This window comes from Vibrio sp. L3-7 (assembly GCF_963898195.1).
Taxonomy (GTDB): Bacteria; Pseudomonadota; Gammaproteobacteria; order Enterobacterales; family Vibrionaceae; genus Vibrio; species Vibrio echinoideorum.
The window spans coordinates 146173-162529 of record NZ_CAWQUW010000056.1; the positions used below are offsets into that span (position 1 = coordinate 146173).

At 45.8% G+C, this 16357-nt stretch carries 16 protein-coding genes and 1 other RNA gene; 13 read left to right on the forward strand and 4 right to left on the reverse strand.

Translation table 11 applies throughout. The features are described from left to right. The first annotated feature begins 149 nt into the window (after positions 1-149). The 5 genes from petA to sspB all read left to right on the forward strand — a co-directional run bounded on the left by petA (position 150) and on the right by sspB (position 3973). Complete coding sequence (gene petA / locus AACW75_RS22355) at positions 150-740, forward strand: ubiquinol-cytochrome c reductase iron-sulfur subunit (RefSeq protein WP_017072804.1); 591 nt, start codon at positions 150-152, stop codon at positions 738-740. Beyond that, positions 740-2005 carry a cytochrome b gene (locus AACW75_RS22360; RefSeq protein WP_017072805.1) on the forward strand — a complete coding sequence of 422 codons (1266 nt, stop codon included), beginning with the start codon at positions 740-742 and terminating at the stop codon, positions 2003-2005. Before petA ends, AACW75_RS22360 begins: the two co-directional genes overlap by 1 nt. Continuing rightward, complete coding sequence (locus AACW75_RS22365; protein ID WP_017072806.1) at positions 2002-2739, forward strand: cytochrome c1; 738 nt, start codon at positions 2002-2004, stop codon at positions 2737-2739. Before AACW75_RS22360 ends, AACW75_RS22365 begins: the two co-directional genes overlap by 4 nt. Before the next feature lie 98 nt (positions 2740-2837). Then, positions 2838-3473: a stringent starvation protein SspA gene (gene sspA, locus AACW75_RS22370; protein ID WP_145569882.1), complete on the forward strand. Its 636-nt coding sequence runs from the start codon at positions 2838-2840 to the stop codon at positions 3471-3473. Between the two features lie 5 nt (positions 3474-3478). Continuing rightward, on the forward strand, positions 3479-3973 hold the full coding sequence (gene sspB, locus AACW75_RS22375) for a ClpXP protease specificity-enhancing factor (RefSeq protein WP_017072808.1): 495 nt from the start codon (positions 3479-3481) through the stop codon (positions 3971-3973). Between the two features lie 161 nt (positions 3974-4134). Here the strand turns inward: sspB and AACW75_RS22380 are convergent, their stop codons facing one another. Genes AACW75_RS22380 through AACW75_RS22395 form a run of 4 tightly spaced genes read right to left on the reverse strand, consistent with a single transcriptional unit; the run spans position 4135 to position 7558 of the window. After that, positions 4135-4746: a BON domain-containing protein gene (locus AACW75_RS22380; RefSeq protein WP_145569880.1), complete on the reverse strand. Its 612-nt coding sequence runs from the start codon at positions 4744-4746 to the stop codon at positions 4135-4137. Positions 4747-4762: 16 nt separating this feature from the next. Beyond that, on the reverse strand, positions 4763-5353 hold the full coding sequence (locus AACW75_RS22385) for a phosphoheptose isomerase (RefSeq protein ID WP_010434705.1): 591 nt from the start codon (positions 5351-5353) through the stop codon (positions 4763-4765). 2 nt (positions 5354-5355) lie between these two features. Continuing rightward, on the reverse strand, positions 5356-5754 hold the full coding sequence (locus AACW75_RS22390; RefSeq protein WP_017072810.1) for a YraN family protein: 399 nt from the start codon (positions 5752-5754) through the stop codon (positions 5356-5358). Then, positions 5741-7558 carry a penicillin-binding protein activator gene (locus tag AACW75_RS22395; RefSeq protein ID WP_017072811.1) on the reverse strand — a complete coding sequence of 606 codons (1818 nt, stop codon included), beginning with the start codon at positions 7556-7558 and terminating at the stop codon, positions 5741-5743. The genes AACW75_RS22390 and AACW75_RS22395 overlap by 14 nt, the downstream gene beginning before the upstream one ends. 61 nt (positions 7559-7619) lie before the next feature. On the opposite strand from AACW75_RS22395, the gene rsmI reads away from it, so the two are divergent. From rsmI to mraY, 8 genes are all read left to right on the forward strand, one after another. Beyond that, positions 7620-8486 (forward strand): 16S rRNA (cytidine(1402)-2'-O)-methyltransferase, encoded by an 867-nt coding sequence (rsmI, locus tag AACW75_RS22400; protein WP_102553848.1) that lies wholly within the window; start codon positions 7620-7622, stop codon positions 8484-8486. Between the two features lie 177 nt (positions 8487-8663). Then, an RNA gene (gene rnpB, locus AACW75_RS22405) (RNase P RNA component class A) lies at positions 8664-9103 on the forward strand. 228 nt (positions 9104-9331) lie between these two features. Then, positions 9332-10282 (forward strand): 16S rRNA (cytosine(1402)-N(4))-methyltransferase RsmH, encoded by a 951-nt coding sequence (gene rsmH, locus AACW75_RS22410; RefSeq protein ID WP_102553847.1) that lies wholly within the window; start codon positions 9332-9334, stop codon positions 10280-10282. Positions 10283-10285: 3 nt separating this feature from the next. After that, positions 10286-10603 (forward strand): cell division protein FtsL, encoded by a 318-nt coding sequence (gene ftsL / locus AACW75_RS22415; protein WP_017072814.1) that lies wholly within the window; start codon positions 10286-10288, stop codon positions 10601-10603. Then, positions 10600-12357, forward strand: coding sequence for a peptidoglycan glycosyltransferase FtsI (locus AACW75_RS22420; RefSeq protein ID WP_017072815.1), 1758 nt, complete (start codon positions 10600-10602; stop codon positions 12355-12357). The genes ftsL and AACW75_RS22420 overlap by 4 nt, the downstream gene beginning before the upstream one ends. 18 nt (positions 12358-12375) lie before the next feature. Beyond that, positions 12376-13863: a UDP-N-acetylmuramoyl-L-alanyl-D-glutamate--2,6-diaminopimelate ligase gene (gene murE, locus AACW75_RS22425; RefSeq protein ID WP_145569878.1), complete on the forward strand. Its 1488-nt coding sequence runs from the start codon at positions 12376-12378 to the stop codon at positions 13861-13863. Beyond that, on the forward strand, positions 13860-15233 hold the full coding sequence (locus tag AACW75_RS22430) for a UDP-N-acetylmuramoyl-tripeptide--D-alanyl-D-alanine ligase (protein ID WP_145569876.1): 1374 nt from the start codon (positions 13860-13862) through the stop codon (positions 15231-15233). Before murE ends, AACW75_RS22430 begins: the two co-directional genes overlap by 4 nt. Further along, positions 15230-16312: a phospho-N-acetylmuramoyl-pentapeptide-transferase gene (gene mraY / locus AACW75_RS22435; RefSeq protein WP_017072818.1), complete on the forward strand. Its 1083-nt coding sequence runs from the start codon at positions 15230-15232 to the stop codon at positions 16310-16312. Before AACW75_RS22430 ends, mraY begins: the two co-directional genes overlap by 4 nt. Positions 16313-16357: the final 45 nt, after the last annotated feature.

Sequence of the window (16357 nt, forward strand, 5' to 3'; positions counted from 1 at the left end):
TGTTACAAAAAGGTAGCTTTATCTTGTCAAAAAGTAGGGTTTTATTTATCATTTGCCGTCAATAAATAGAACTAAATACATATTTTGTTAGCCATGCTCTTTAATCGGAATTATTTCAATCCATAAGGAGCAAATGGGAGAATGTTTGGATGAGCAACGCGCCTTTAAATAACGGTCGCAGGCGTTTCTTAACCGCAACAACAGCCGTTGTTGGTGGTTTAGGAGCAGCTGCTGTAGCCGTGCCTTTTATTAAATCATGGAACCCGAGTGCCAAGGCGAAAGCTGCAGGTGCGCCGGTGGAAGTGGAAGTCAGTAAGTTAGAACCGGGACAAATGGTTCGTGTCGAGTGGCAAGGTAAACCTGTATGGGTTGTACGCCGAGCTGAATCGGTACTAGAAAACCTAAAAGCGATCGGTGGTCAACTACGTGACCCTCAATCTGAGACTGAACAACAACCCGATTACGCACAGAATGAATTCCGTTCAATTAAACCGGAGTTCTTTATTGCTGTCGGTTTTTGTACGCACTTAGGTTGTTCTCCTACTTACTTGCCTGATTCTTTCGCAGAGCAAGTTCAAGGTGTTAAGTCCGGTTTCTTCTGTCCTTGCCACGGGTCAAAGTTTGACATGGCAGGTCGAGTGTTTCAGGGCGTACCAGCACCGTTGAACCTTGTTGTGCCAAAGCATATGTATTTGAGTGACACGAAGATCATGATCGGTGTCGACGAGGGAGACGCATAATGCAAGGATTGCTTGATTGGGTAGAAAAACGTCTACCTGCGATGAATGCTTATAAAAAGCACTTATCTGAATATCCAATGCCTAAGAACTTTAACTTTTGGTACCTTTTTGGTTCTTTGGCAATGTTGGTATTGGTTAACCAAATCCTTACGGGGATCTGGTTAACAATGAACTACGTACCGTCTGGTGATGGTGCGTTTGCTTCTGTTGAATACATCATGCGTGATGTTGAATTTGGTTGGTTACTGCGTTATATGCACTCGACTGGCGCTTCTGCGTTCTTCGTCGTTATTTACCTGCATATGTTCCGTGGTCTAATCTATGGTTCTTACCAAAAACCTCGTGAGCTACTATGGATCTTCGGTATGTTGATCTTCTTAGTGCTTATGGCTGAAGCTTTCATGGGTTACTTACTACCATGGGGCCAAATGTCTTACTGGGGCGCGCAGGTAATCATCTCTTTGTTCGGTGCAATCCCTGTTATTGGTGATGACTTAACGCTTTGGATCCGTGGTGATTACATCATCTCTGGTGCAACGCTAAACCGTTTCTTCGCACTGCACGTTATCGCTCTACCAATTGTACTGTTGCTGCTTATCGTACTTCACGTACTAGCGCTACACGAAGTGGGCTCGAATAACCCTGACGGTATCGAGACAAAACTTCCGAAAGGCACAATGGGCGACGATTACAAAACTCAGTTCCCATTCCACAAGGATTACACTAAGAAATACGACATCATCGATTCTATTCCTTTCCACCCATACGGGACCGTGAAAGATATGGTAGGTGTTGCTGGTTTCCTATTCCTGTTCTGTTACGTGCTGTTCTTCAACCCAGAGATGGGTGGGTACTTCCTTGAGCCGCCTAACTTTGAAGCTGCAAACCCACTGAAAACGCCTGAGCATATCGCTCCAGTTTGGTACTTCACGCCGTTCTACGCTGTACTACGTGCTGTTCCAGATAAGTTGTTAGGTATTGTTGCAATGGGCGCTTCTATTGTGGTGCTATTCCTACTTCCATGGTTCGACCGTTGTAAAGTGCGCTCTTACCGTTACCGTAGCAAACTGCATTTGATTAACATCATCCAATTCACAATAAGCTTTATTGCGCTTGGTATACTTGGTGCGCTTCCAGCAACGCCAACATACACGCTACTCGCTCAAATCTTTAGCTTAGGTTACTTCATGTTCTTCGTTCTGCTGTGGTTCTACAGTAAAAATGAAGCGACGAAACCATTACCGGAAAGGGTGACGTTCAAATGAAAAAGTGGATTGTAATTTTATTTGCTATGTTGCCGTCATTGGCGATGGCAGCGGGCGCAAGTGTACCGTTAGACAAAGCGAACTATGATTTAACAGATAAGGCCTCATTGCAAAATGGCGCTAAGATGTTCATGAACTACTGTTTTGCTTGTCACTCAACGCAGTATCAGCGCTATGAGCGTGTCGCTAATGATTTGGAGATTCCGGTAGACCTGATGAAGGAAAACCTGATCTTCGATCCAGAAGCTAAAATTGGTAGCTTGATGGTTAACTCGATGCCAGCGGATCAAGCTGCAAGTTGGTTTGGTGCTCCACCACCTGACCTGACATTGGTTGCTCGTGTTCGTGGTGCAGACTGGTTGTACACGTACCTTCGTACTTTCTATGAAGATCCGTCTCGTCCATTTGGTGTGAACAACATTGTTTTCCCAAGTGTTGGTATGCCGCACGTTCTTGAAGAGCTACAAGGTATCCCTACACCAATTTACGAAACGCACATGGTAGACGGTGAAGAAGTTACCGTTGTTGTTGGTACTGAAACTGATGGTTCGGGTGAGTTAAGTACTGGTGAATACGATGAAGCGGTTCGTGACTTGGTCAACTTCCTTGTTTACTCGGGTGATCCAGTACAACTTGAGCGTCATGCGATGGGTTGGTGGGTTATGGCCTTCTTAGTAATATTCACTATCATTGTGATTTTGCTGAAGAAAGAGTATTGGCGTGATGTGCACTAATTATGCTATAATACCGTGCTAATTCCCAAATTATGTTAATGTTCAATGGAGGCTTTTAGGCCTCCATTGTTTTTATTTAAAGTGTACTGGAGGGCTCCATGGCTGTAGCTGCCAATAAACGTTCTGTGATGACTCTTTTCTCAAGTGCTTCTGATATGTATAGCCATCAGGTGCGCATTGTTCTTGCTGAAAAAGGCGTAAGTGTTGAAGTTGAGTTGGTTGATGAGAAAAATCTACCAGCAGAGCTTGTTGAACTGAACCCGTACAAATCAGTACCTACCCTAATTGATCGTGAGCTTGCTCTATATGACTCAAAGATCATTATGGAATATCTTGATGAGCGTTTTCCTCATCCACCATTGATGCCTGTTTACCCGGTTGCTCGTGGTAATAGCCGTCTAATGATGTACCGCATTGAGCGTAACTGGTATTCAGTTGCTGAGAAGATCGTTAAGGGCAACACTGAAGAATCAGAAGCTGCTCGCGTTAAACTGCGCAACGACCTACTGACTCTTGCTCCTGTTTTCGCTGAATATGAATACTTCATGAGCGAAGAGTTTAGCCTAATCGATTGTTACCTAGCTCCGCTATTATGGCGTTTACCTGAGCTTGGTATTGAACTAATTGGTCCTGGTTCTAAAGAGCTTAAGATTTACATGAACCGCGTATTCGAACGTGATTCATTCCTAGCTTCTCTAACGGAAGCTGAGCGTGAGATGCGACTCGTTCGCTAAGCGTTATGGATATTTCAAATATGACTCCACGCCGACCATACATGCTTCGTGCATTTTATGAATGGCTGGTTGATAACGAATTAACTCCTCACCTTGTTGTTGAAGCAACACTACCAGGTGTGCGAGTTCCAGAAGAGTTTGTTCAAGATGGTCAGATCATTCTGAACATCGCGCCTCGTGCCGTTGGACAACTTGAACTGGGTAACGAAGCTGTGACGTTTAGTGCGCGCTTTAGCGGTCGTCCACATTCTGTGATCGTTCCTCTTTATGCAGTGCAAGCGATTTACGCTCGTGAAAATGGTGCCGGTACCATGTTTGAACCTGAAGAGGCATACATGGAAGCGTTTGAAGAAGGGATTGAAGAAAGTCCTTTTGAAGAACCAGAAAAAGGTCCATCTTTGAGCGTAGCTACGGCAGACGTCGATGCTGAAGAGCCTGACTCAGATCCTGAGCCACCTCGACCAGCAAAAGGTCGCCCAAGCCTTCGTGTTATCAAATAACGTTAGTAAAATGACGACCAAATAAAAAAGCAGCGATTTATCGCTGCTTTTTCTTTTTGTGCTGTCGGGTTCTGTCTTCAGTGAGTTAAGTTAGCTGCCCAGCTTTTTGAACCAGCTTCTGAGCACCTGCATTAGCCAGTATTGAACATATAAGTGACTAGTTAATTAACCGAAGTCTCTTCTTCTTCTTCACCATATTCGAATGCTCGTATTACTTGCTTTACGCCTGAGACATTACGTGCAACTTCCGTCGCGATATCAGCATGTTCTCGAGAAACCAATCCAAGTAAGAATACCTCTGAGTCCTCAGTTATCACTTTAACCTTGATGCCGTTTAGATCAGCGTTCGCCAGTAAAGCGGATTTCACCTTAGTAGTGATCCAGCTATCTTTACTGATCGCACTGATCGAAAGTGGCTCTTTTACGCGCACCTGATTGTGAATGCTCTCTACGCCCGCCACATCTTTAGCTTGGCTTTCAAAGGCTCGACGCTCTGAATCTGTGGTCGCTTGTCCCATCAATACAACTGAACCTCGATAAGAGCTAGCTGTAACTCGTACATTTCCGCGGTAAGGTTGTTTGTTGGTGATAGCGGCGACTTCAAATTCAATATTGTTGTCGTTCCAAATTTCTTTGGTCGTTCGCGTATCAGTGACTAAGTTCGCTGTGGTTGCTGCACCAGCAATGAAAATTCCAGCACAACCAGACAGGGAAAGTGTAAGTAGCGAAACACTAATCAGCTTAAACAGCCTCATAGAGGTTAATGATTTCATTGTGATGCTCCGTGTATCACTCTTCGTGAGCAGGGAAGAGTACTTGATCGATTAGGTCACATAGGCAATGCAGTGTCACCATGTGCACTTCATGAATACGCGCTGTACGGTGTGAAGGGATACGAATTTCGACATCGTGTTCGCCAAGCAAACCTGCCATTTCACCACCATCTTTACCCGTAAAGGCAATGATCGTCATGTCACGTGTTACCGCAGCTTCCATTGCTTTGATGATGTTCTTGCTGTTACCGCTGGTAGAGATAGCCAGTAAAATATCACCCGTTTGACCAAATGCACGTACCTGCTTAGAGAAGATCTCTTCATAGTGGTAGTCGTTTGCTACTGCCGTTAACGTGGTGTTATCTGCCATTAGTGCCATCGCTGGAAGGCTAGGACGCTCTGTTTCAAAACGGTTGAGCAAGCACGAGACAAATTGCTGAGCATTCGATGCCGAACCACCATTACCACAACAAAGGATTTTGTTTCCGTTGAGCAAGGTAGCAACCATTGCTTGTGCGGCATGCGTGATTGCGTCTGGCAGTGCTTCTGCAGCCGCAATTTGGATTTGAATACTTTCTGTAAAACTTTCTTTAATGCTGTCTAGCATGTTTATCCTTGGGTAATCGCGTTTTGAATCCAGTCGATATTGTCATTCGGCCCTTCAATGGCAACGATATCAAATCTGAAATCTGTAGAGTGCACTGACAAGCCTTGCTGCATAAGCCAAACATTGGCTGTTTTGAGCAGCTTCTGTGACTTCTTTGTTGTTACCATTTCAGCGGCATGTCCGTAGCGGGTTTGCTTGCGGTATTTTACCTCAGCAAACACAACCGTATTGTTATGGCGCATTATAAGATCAATCTCGCCACATTTAGCTATGAAGTTTTCTTGAATTAACGATAAACCGTGGCCAACTAAATAATTTTTAGCCACGGTTTCGTATTTATCACCCACTTGTTTGTGGGTGATAGGTGCTTTAGATAGGAACTTTCGGCTAAAAAGCCCCATGCTCTGCCCAGCTGATTTCACGTTGAACAACACAGTTGTTGTCGATGGTTAACACGCCGGTTTCACCTGGAATGCTGTAACCCTGTACGGCTTTCATCTGTGGCAGTGCATCCATTAGGTAATAGGCATCCATCCCCAGCGCTTGCAAACGTTTTTGGCCGTTTGAATGTGCAGGCCATAAATCGTTTAGCTCTTTGTTTAGCTCGTTCTTGTTCTCAACTAACAGTGGAATATCGCTGTAGAAAACACCAGTTAGGTCTTCATACTGTTTATCACCGCTGTTGCTGCGAGAGTTTGAGAACAGTGCTGGTTGGCTAGCATCTGGGTTGATTGCTACTTCAATGAAAGGTTTGATCAGCGTTAGTTCAGAGTTCTTCGCCACAATGTAGACAGAATCGATATCACGACGACTGCGAGGCTCTGTTTCTAGATCTAGGTTCAGTAACCCGTCCATTTGAGCGATACGTTGCTGGCTTTCTTGCAATCCGAAGACTTGGTTCACATTGCGCTGTAGTTGACGTTTATCTGAGAAAAAGCTCATCGCGACATCGTTGCTGCTGTATTTTTTCCACTCTTCTTTAAACGCTTGCTCAACTCGGTCACCTAAACGACCTTTCGGAGCTAGGATCAGTGGGAACTTGTAGCCTTGAGCAAAAAGGTGTTTCGCGGCCTGAGCGACTTCTTGTTCTGGCGATAGGGCGAGATAACAAATGTTGGTATCAGGTTCTAGCTGCGTTGGAATGTTCAGAGCCAAAGCTGGAATTGAATTCTCGTGATTCTTTTGCGCTTGCTGAAGCTTAGTGATGTTGCTCTTAATCAGCGGGCCGACAATGAAATCAACGTTGTTTTCTTCCAGTGTCGCTTTAATTTCAGCGGCACTTTGCACGTTAGTGTCCATAACGGTCAGCGTCGCGTCTTCTTCGCGTTCTTTGTCATTCATCATGGCAAAGATGAAACCATCACGTACAAGTTGAGCTTGTTTGCCGTACTTACCCGTTAACGGCAGTAGCAGAGCTGTGCTGGTTGGCTTGCTGATTTCTAACGCTAAGATGTCGGTAATCGCTTGAGGTGTGTAAGTTGCGGCCGGATGACGAGGATTCTCCGCTAACCAATCAGACAGTGTTTTTTGTAGATCTGGAAGGTTAGAGTTGAGCGTTTTCATGTAAATAGCCAGCTGTAACCAACCTGCTAACACGTCTTCTGTCGGAGACGTTTTAAGCTCTAGAATCTCATATTGAGAGTAGCTGTTCAGGTTTTGCCAAATACGGTCGGCAGTTTGTTGTTGGAGCTCATCGTCCGCGTCTAAGTACTCTGAATAAAGCACTAACTCACGGCTCGCTTCGAAATATTCGCTCTGCATTTCAGAAATGTTAGCGCGTAGCTCGTGATAATCTTTCCATTGCTCGTTAGGCAGTTTCCACCAAGGCTGGAAGTTCAGTTGGCTGTAAGCCTGCTCCGGCTGTGAGTTGTTCACCAGCAGTTGAGCTCGGGCTAATTGCCACTCCGCTTGTTGAACTTCACTTAGCTCTTGTTTTGCTAAGCGTTTGATAAGCAGAGTCGCTTGATCGGTTTTTCCAGCTTGCACAGAAGCCTTAAGTGCCATGATTAACCAGTCGTTTTGTAGACTTCCTTTGCTACTATCCGCCTGCATCATGTAACTTTCAGTTGATTGCGCTGGATCGAGTGTAATATCAACACGCGTTGGTGCTTGAGGGCCTGAAGAACAAGCCGCCAATGTAATTGCTAATGCAATTGGAGTGAGTAAGCGTGGTACACTGAGTCTCTTATGGTTCATCGTTGCCATGAGTTCTTTAAATTCCGTATAAATTTGTATCTATATTAATCGTTGAAGTGATGGTAAACAAATGACAGATAACAAAACCTTGCTCACAGAGAGCCCAACTCTCTACATTGTGCCAACCCCAATCGGAAATTTGGGAGATATCACTCAAAGAGCAATTGAAATTTTATCAAGTGTCGATGTTATTGCAGCCGAAGACACACGCCACACGGGTAAGCTGCTTGCTCACTTCAATATATCAACCAGAACGTTCGCTTTACATGATCATAATGAACAAACTAAAGCGCAAGTTCTAGTCGAAAGGTTATTAGAAGGCCAGTCTATCGCATTAGTCTCTGATGCGGGTACTCCTTTAATCAGTGACCCAGGTTACCATCTTGTTTCACAATGTCGTCAAGCGGGTGTGAGAGTTGTGCCACTTCCTGGTGCTTGTGCTGTGATTACCGCGTTAAGTGCTTCTGGTTTACCGTCGGATCGCTTCAGCTTTGAAGGCTTCTTGCCACCAAAGAGCAAGGGTCGCAAAGATAAGTTCTTAGAGATCGCAAAAGCAGAGCGTACTTGTATCTTCTACGAATCACCGCACCGTATTACCGACTCTTTGCAAGATATGCTTGAAATCTTAGGCCCAGAACGCGAAGTTGTGTTGGCGCGCGAGCTGACCAAGACATTCGAAACCATCCAAGGGTTGCCACTCGGTGAACTTATTGAGTGGATTGAAGAAGATTCGAACCGTAAGCGCGGTGAGATGGTGCTGCTGATTCATGGTCATCGTGAAGAGGCGACTACAGAACTGCCAGACGAAGCAACTCGAACCCTTGGTATCCTAACCAAAGAATTGCCCCTTAAAAAAGCGGCAGCGATGACGGCAGAAATCTACAACTTGAAAAAGAACGCGTTATATAAGTGGGGCTTAGAGCATCTAGACAACTAGATTGCGCTTTATATTGTAGAAGTCCTCTACTGAAAAAGCTTCTGAGGAATGATGGTATTACCGTTATTCCTCTTTTTTTGTCTAGATTGTGTGAAATTCATGCATTTGCTCCGTAGTTTGCAGCATATTTGTGATCTCGCTAGACACTGCCCTTTAATGTCTATACAATCCGCCCCCGGAGTTGAACGGGTAATCGCTGCTTTGCTGATGTCCTTCGGGAGACTGACGTTGAGGTCCTTCGGGAAACTGACGTTGAAGTCCTTCGGGAGACTGGTAGAGGGGAGGAACGTCCGGGCTCCATAGAGCAGGGTGCCAGATAACGTCTGGGGGGCGCGAGCCCACGACAAGTGCAGCAGAGAGAAGACCGCCGATGGCCTCATTTCTTCGGAAGAGGCACAGGTAAGGCTGAAAGGGTGCGGTAAGAGCGCACCGTGCGGCTGGCAACAGTTCGTAGCAAGGTAAACTCCACCCGGAGCAAGATCAAATAGGCCCTCGCATTGCGCTGCTCGCGTATGGGGGCGGGTAGATTGCTTGAGCCTGTGAGCGATTGCAGGCCTAGACGAATGGTTACCGCCGCGCAAGCGGAACAGAACCCGGCGTACGTGTCAACTCCACCTATATAAAGAACCCATCATTACTTAACGGTAGTGATGGGTTTTTTGCTTTATATTGACGTAAATTATTTAGATTTCCTTAGAATCCTTCATCCTGATATGAGCTTGGGTCAAAAATTCCCAAAGCCTATACACAATATGGTGGAGATACGGCGTGAAATCAGTACACTAAAACGTTAATAGAACAAATTATTGCCGAACTAATGGCTCAATCCACTCACTGAGAAGACTATGACAGAAGCATTCAAACATATTTCAGTATTGCTTAACGAATCTATTGACGGACTTGCGATCAAACCTGACGGTACCTACATCGATGGTACTTTTGGCCGAGGTGGTCACAGCCGTACAATCCTGTCTAAACTGGGCGAGAATGGACGACTCTTTAGTATCGACCGCGATCCACAAGCGATTGCAGAAGCTCAGAAGATTGATGACCCTCGTTTTACGATTATTCACGGCCCATTCTCAGGTATGGCTGAATATGCAGAGCGTTATGACTTAGTCGGTCAAGTGGATGGTGTTTTACTGGATTTAGGTGTTTCTTCACCACAGCTAGATGATGCTGAACGTGGCTTTAGCTTCATGAAAGATGGCCCGCTAGACATGCGTATGGATCCAACTACGGGTATTCCGGTTTCTCAGTGGCTAGTTGATGCGGATCTTGATGACATTACATGGGTTATTCGTGAGTTCGGTGAAGACAAACACGCTCGTCGTATCGCGAAAGGCATCATTGCTTATCAAGAGAACGAAGAGAACGAACCGTTAACACGTACTGGCCAATTGGCTAAGCTTATCTCTGATGTCGCTCCAAAGAACTTTAAAGAGAAAAAGCATCCCGCGACACGTGCTTTCCAAGCATTCCGTATCTACATCAATAGCGAACTTGAAGAGATCGATACCGCTCTGAAAGGCGCAGCAAGCATTCTTGCTCCTCAAGGCCGTATTTCTGTTATCAGCTTTCACTCTCTTGAAGACCGTATGGTTAAGCGCTTCATCCGTAAAGAGAGCCAAGGGCCACAAGTTCCTCACGGTTTGCCATTAACAGAAGATCAAATTAAAGCTTTAGGCAGTGCCGATCTAAAACCAGTAGGTAAAGCGATTAAGCCTTCTAAAGATGAAGTGGATGAGAATACTCGTTCACGTAGCTCAGTACTACGAATCGCAGAAAAGCTATAGTCAATGAAGACCTCCAAACCGAACTTAGCCAAGATAATATTTTTCGATTTGATCTCCGTGGGCAGGGTTCCATTGGTGATTCTTATTTGTATCTTTGCGAGTGCGATGGGGGTCGTTCTCACGACGCATATGTCACGCCAGGCGATTACGCAAAAAGACATGGCATTAGTTGAACGAGAACAGCTTGATGATGAGTGGCGAAATTTAATGCTTGAAGAGACAGCACTGGCTGAACATAGCCGCGTTCAAGCATCGGCAAAACGAGAGCTAGACATGAAACGTCCAGACTCTGATAAAGAAGTTGTGATCATACTGAAATGACCGGTAAAAAGGAAAAAGCACCCGCGAAAACCGTTAATAAATCAACGAAAGAGCGAGTGAAGAGCGAAAAGGATTCGGATCCAATTCTAATTAAATGGCGTTTTAACGTCGTTATTGCTTTCGTGTTTCTTGCCTTTGCTGCACTCGTTGGTCGTGTGGCTTACATCCAAATCATTGAACCAGATAACTTAATTCGTCAGGGTGACCTTCGCTCGGTACGTGTTAAGGCTATTCCTTCCGCCCGCGGCATTATCTCAGACCGCAATGGCGAACCGCTTGCTGTGAGTGTTCCAGTTGAAGCGGTATGGGCTGATCCGAAAACCATTTTCGATAAAAATGGTATGGCCCAAATTGATCGTTGGTATGCGTTAGCCGATGTACTTGGCCTAGAACGACAATCAATGATCGATAAGATCTCTAGCAACAAATCCCGCCGATTTATTTACCTGCAAAGACAAGTTAGCCCCGCGATGGCTAAGTATATTCGTGAACTAAAGCTGGTGGGTGTTGGCCTTAAAGCTGAATCTCGTCGCTATTATCCAGCAGGTGAAGTCAGTGCGCATCTTATCGGTGTGACCGGCATTGATGGGCACGGTTTGGAAGGCGTTGAACGCAGCTATGACAAATGGCTCACGGGCGAGGCGGGTAAGCGGACGATTCGTAAAGATCGCTATGGACGCGTTGTTGAAAACATTGCTTTAGAAGAGCGTGAAGAAGGCAAACCACTCGAATTAACGATCGATCAACGATTACAAGCCATTGCTTATCGCGCGATTAAGCAAGCCGTGGCCGATCACAAAGCGACTTCAGGCTCTGCGGTACTACTCGATGTAAAAACTGGTGCCGTGTTAGCCATGGTTAATGCCCCTTCTTATAATCCGAACAACCGCGCTGACTTACAAAGCTTCAAAATGCGTAACCGCGTGCTCACCGATGCAATGGAACCTGGCTCTACCGTGAAGCCTTTTGTGGTTTTGGCGGCGCTAGAGAACGGTACTGCAGATCCAGATATCGTTATTGATACTGGCAATGGCATTATGCAGATCGGTGGTAGCCGCGTGCGAGACTCTTCCAAAGTTGGCAAGGCTGACTTAGCGCTGATCCTTAAGAAATCGAGTAACATCGGTGTTGCGAAATTGGCGCTTAATATGCCACTTGAAGCTCTGCTTGGGATGTACAGTTCGGTTGGTCTAGGCGAGATGTCTGGGCTCAACTTGGTTGGTGAAACGAGCGGTATTTTTCCGAATCGCCGTCGTTGGTCAAAGTTTGAAATTGCTACTTTAGCGTTTGGCTATGGTTTGTCTGTTACACCAATGCAGTTGGCACATGCTTATGCGACGTTAGCTAACAAAGGTTTGTATGAGCCTATTCATATTATTAAGAGCAACGACCAAGATTTTTCTAAGCAAATCATCAAGCGCGAGAACGCTGAACTGGTTTTGAATATGCTAGAAGGGGTGACTCAAAAAGGCGGTACGGCAACAAGAGCCGCAGTGCCTGGTTATCGCGTTGCAGCCAAAACGGGTACCTCTCGTAAGGCTGAAGCGGGCGGCTACAGTGATGAATACATCGCGGTGACCGCAGGCTTTGCTCCAGTCAGTGACCCAAGAGTGGCGCTGGTTGTTGTAGTCAATGAGCCTCAAGGTGACCTTTACTATGGCGGTTCGGTCGCAGCCCCCGTTTTTTCTGAAATTATGAAGGGTGCACTGCAAATACTGAACGTCCCTGCTGATGAAAACAAGTTTCAAGAATAGAGCCAATCAGGATTCAATATGAGTAATAGCCTCACGCTGTCATCTTTACTTTCTCCTTGGGGAGACTTTCGTTCTCCTGAACTAGAATCGATTGCTGTTGAGCAGTTGGAATTGGATAGCCGAGCCATCAAGGAAGGTGATGTTTTTGTTGCCGTCGTCGGACATGCTGTCGATGGTCGTCGGTTTATCGACAAAGCGGTCGCTCAAGGCGCGAAAGCCGTCATTGCACAAGCTGGCGATGAGAAAGCTCATGGCTTGGTTGAGTGGTTAAACGCGGTTCCTGTGGCTTATGTTACAGACCTTAACTCAAGACTCTCTGAATTGGCTGGTCGTGTTTATTCTTCTCAAGCGATTAAGTTGATTGGTGTTACAGGCACCAACGGCAAAACCACCATCACTCAATTGATTGCTCAGTGGCTTGATCTTGTTGGTCAGCGTTCGGCGGTAATGGGCACCACAGGTAATGGCTTCTTAGATAATCTAAAAACCGCGGCTAACACCACAGGCAGTGCTATCGAAATACAGCGCACACTGAGTGAGTTAGCTGCAGAAAAAGCGGTTTATACCGCGATGGAAATATCCTCTCATGGTTTGGTGCAAGGTCGAGTAAAGGCTTTGGACTTTGAGGTAGGCGTATTTACTAACTTGAGTCGTGATCACCTTGATTACCATGGCACGATGGAAGAGTACGCATTGGCTAAGAAGATCTTGTTTACTCAGCACAAGTGCAAGCACGCTGTCATCAATGTTGATGATGAAATTGGCAAAGCTTGGATGTCAGATTTATCCAATGCCATCGCAGTTTCACTATCACCGCAAACTGGCTATCAACAGTCGGTATGGGCGTCTGATGTCGCCTATGCAGAGACGGGCATCAAGCTCTCGTTTGATGGTCGTTGGGGGCAGGGGAAACTTTCTGTTCCACTGATTGGTCAGTTCAACGCCTCAAACGTACTGGTTGCTTTTGCTACTCTGCTTTCATTGGGTATCGACAAGCAAATATTAGTCGACACTGCACCTCAGCTTCAGCCTGTTATTGGTCGTATGGAACTGTTCCAAGTGCCGAGCAAAGCAAAAGTGGTTGTTGATTACGCTCATACGCCAGATGCGCTAGAGAAAGCCTTGGCAGCATTGCGTGTGCACTGCTCGGGAAAATTGTGGGCAATTTTTGGTTGCGGCGGAGATCGCGACACCGGTAAGCGTCCAATGATGGCGGTAACGGCGGAGCAGTTCGCAGATAAGATCATTATTTCAGATGACAATCCTCGCAGCGAAGATCCTGCACTGATTGTCAAAGACATGCTGGCTGGTTTAAGCGAACCGGAATCGGCGTTTGTCGAGCACGATCGCTACCAAGCGGTTAAGTTCGCTCTTGAGCAAGCAGGCAGCGATGACATTATTCTTTTGGCTGGCAAAGGCCATGAGGATTACCAAGTGTTGAAAGATAAAACGGTACATTACTCAGACCGAGAGTCTGCGCTACAACTTTTAGGTATTTCACAATGATTAATGTATCACTCGAACAGATTTGCTTGGCTGTCAGCGGTGAGTTGATTGAGGCTAACAACTCGAACAATGAGGTAATTAATGCCGTTTCAACCGACACTCGAACAGTCGAAGAAGGCGCATTGTTTGTTGCTATCGTTGGTGAACGTTTCGATGCTCATGACTTTTGTCATCAGGCGGTTGAAGCGAATGCGAGCGCGTTGTTAGTCGAACGAAAACTTGACCTAAATATTACCCAAGTTGTTGTTGAAGACACTAAACTTGCTTTAGGTCAGCTAAGTGCTTGGATCCACAAACAATGTAATGTTCCAACCATGGCGATTACTGGCAGTTGTGGCAAAACGACTGTTAAAGAGATGGTGGCAAGTATTCTACAACAACGTGGCAAGGTGCTGTTTACAGCAGGTAACTTCAATAATGATATTGGTGTGCCATTGACCTTGCTTCGTAGTGAACCAAGCGACGACTATGCTGTGATCGAATTAGGTGCTAACCATATTGGTGAGATCGCTTATACCACCCAGCTTGTGAAACCACAGGTGGCATTAGTCAATAATGTAGCCGCGGCGCATTTAGAAGGCTTTGGTTCTATCGGTGGCGTAAAACAAGCTAAAGGTGAGATCTTTCAGGGTCTTGCTGCCGGCGATACTGCTATTGTTAACTTAGAGAGCAACGGTGGCGACTTTTGGAATGAAGTACTCGCGGATAAAACGGTACTGACATTTTCTGAAAGTAGCTGTGAAGCCGATTATTTTGCTGAAAATATCGAAATCAACGATCAAGGCGAAGCCTGCTTTGATATGCAAACGCCACAAGGTACAGCGGTTGTTGAACTTGGGATTATCGGTCAGCATAACGTAGCGAATGCGTTGGCTGCAGCAGCTCTGAGTATTCAATTTGGTGCAACGCTTGATGAAATAAAAAATGGTTTAGCGAATCTTATCTCGGTTAAAGGACGAGTTGAGGTTCAACAATTAAGTCAGAATATCAAGCTGATAGATGATAGTTATAACGCCAGCGTACCTGCAATGAAGGCGGCAGCTAAATTGTTGTCGAGCTTCAAAGGTCAACGTTGGCTGATTTTAGGCAATATGGCTGAATTAGGCGACGAAAGTCTTGCACTTCACCGTCAAGTCGGTGAATATGCTGCCCCATTCGCTTTTGAGCATGTACTCACTTACGGTAATGATACCAAGGTGATTAGTGAGGTCTGTAATGGGACACACTTTGCAACGCATCAAGCGATGATCGCACACATAGAGCAGCACTTATGCTTGCCAGAAAACGCGTCTCATACTTTGTTAGTTAAAGGCGCAAATAGTGCAGGAATGAGTAAAATAGCCGCTGCTTTAAAGGAGAACTTTTCATGATAATTTGGCTTGCAGAGCTACTACAGCCACACCTTTCTTTTTTCCGTTTGTTCGAATACCTATCGTTTCGTGCAATCGCGAGTATTTTGACGGCTTTATGTCTGTCGCTGTGGATGGGACCTCGTTTAATTGAGCGTCTGCAAATGCTACAAATTGGCCAAGTTGTTCGTAATGACGGCCCTGAATCTCACTTTAGCAAACGTGGTACACCAACCATGGGTGGCGTGATGATCCTTGCTGCGATCATTATTACGGTATTAATGTGGGCTGACCTTTCTAACCCTTACGTTTGGGCTGTACTGGTTGTCCTTGGCGGTTACGGTGCGGTCGGCTTTGTTGATGATTACCGTAAAGTCGTTCGTAAAAATACAGACGGCTTGATTGCTCGTTGGAAGTACTTTTGGCAATCTGCGATTGCATTGGTTGTCGCGTTTGCTCTATACGCTCACGGACACGATACCGCGGCAACACAATTGGTTGTTCCTTTCTTTAAAGATGTGATGCCACAGTTAGGCTTGTTCTACATAGTGCTGACGTACTTTGTTATTGTGGGTACCAGTAACGCGGTGAACCTAACGGACGGTCTAGATGGCTTGGCAATTATGCCAACGGTTATGGTTGCGGCTGGCTTTGCTGTGATTGCATGGGCGACAGGTAACGTTAACTTCGCGGCATACTTACACATTCCATATATCCCATACACCTCTGAACTGGTTGTGGTTTGTACGGCTATCGTGGGTGCTGGTCTTGGTTTTCTATGGTTCAACACTTACCCAGCCCAAGTATTCATGGGCGATGTGGGCTCTCTTGCACTTGGTGGTGCATTAGGTGTGATTGCTGTGTTAGTTCGCCAAGAATTGGTACTGGTTATCATGGGCGGTGTGTTTGTAATGGAGACCTTGTCCGTTATTCTGCAGGTGGGCTCTTACAAATTGCGTGGTCAGCGTATTTTCCGCATGGCACCGATTCATCACCACTACGAACTTAAAGGTTGGCCGGAGCCGCGTGTAATCGTGCGTTTTTGGATCATCTCAATGGTATTAGTATTGGTTGGCCTAGCGACACTGAAAGTTCGTTAATCCTATGTGAGCCTCAGATTAGAGGCTCTTTAAAACTATTAAGAG

What these genes read in the sequence shown, in the direction of transcription:
- petA (WP_017072804.1), top strand. Translation starts at nt 150, where the DNA reads ATGAGCAACGCGCCTTTAAATAACGGTCGCAGGCGTTTCTTAACCGCA.
- AACW75_RS22360 (WP_017072805.1), top strand. Translation starts at nt 740, where the DNA reads ATGCAAGGATTGCTTGATTGGGTAGAAAAACGTCTACCTGCGATGAAT.
- AACW75_RS22365 (WP_017072806.1), top strand. Translation starts at nt 2,002, where the DNA reads ATGAAAAAGTGGATTGTAATTTTATTTGCTATGTTGCCGTCATTGGCG.
- sspA (WP_145569882.1), top strand. Translation starts at nt 2,838, where the DNA reads ATGGCTGTAGCTGCCAATAAACGTTCTGTGATGACTCTTTTCTCAAGT.
- sspB (WP_017072808.1), top strand. Translation starts at nt 3,479, where the DNA reads ATGGATATTTCAAATATGACTCCACGCCGACCATACATGCTTCGTGCA.
- AACW75_RS22380 (WP_145569880.1), bottom strand. Translation starts at nt 4,746, where the DNA reads ATGAAATCATTAACCTCTATGAGGCTGTTTAAGCTGATTAGTGTTTCG.
- AACW75_RS22385 (WP_010434705.1), bottom strand. Translation starts at nt 5,353, where the DNA reads ATGCTAGACAGCATTAAAGAAAGTTTTACAGAAAGTATTCAAATCCAA.
- AACW75_RS22390 (WP_017072810.1), bottom strand. Translation starts at nt 5,754, where the DNA reads ATGGGGCTTTTTAGCCGAAAGTTCCTATCTAAAGCACCTATCACCCAC.
- AACW75_RS22395 (WP_017072811.1), bottom strand. Translation starts at nt 7,558, where the DNA reads ATGGCAACGATGAACCATAAGAGACTCAGTGTACCACGCTTACTCACT.
- rsmI (WP_102553848.1), top strand. Translation starts at nt 7,620, where the DNA reads ATGACAGATAACAAAACCTTGCTCACAGAGAGCCCAACTCTCTACATT.
- rsmH (WP_102553847.1), top strand. Translation starts at nt 9,332, where the DNA reads ATGACAGAAGCATTCAAACATATTTCAGTATTGCTTAACGAATCTATT.
- ftsL (WP_017072814.1), top strand. Translation starts at nt 10,286, where the DNA reads ATGAAGACCTCCAAACCGAACTTAGCCAAGATAATATTTTTCGATTTG.
- AACW75_RS22420 (WP_017072815.1), top strand. Translation starts at nt 10,600, where the DNA reads ATGACCGGTAAAAAGGAAAAAGCACCCGCGAAAACCGTTAATAAATCA.
- murE (WP_145569878.1), top strand. Translation starts at nt 12,376, where the DNA reads ATGAGTAATAGCCTCACGCTGTCATCTTTACTTTCTCCTTGGGGAGAC.
- AACW75_RS22430 (WP_145569876.1), top strand. Translation starts at nt 13,860, where the DNA reads ATGATTAATGTATCACTCGAACAGATTTGCTTGGCTGTCAGCGGTGAG.
- mraY (WP_017072818.1), top strand. Translation starts at nt 15,230, where the DNA reads ATGATAATTTGGCTTGCAGAGCTACTACAGCCACACCTTTCTTTTTTC.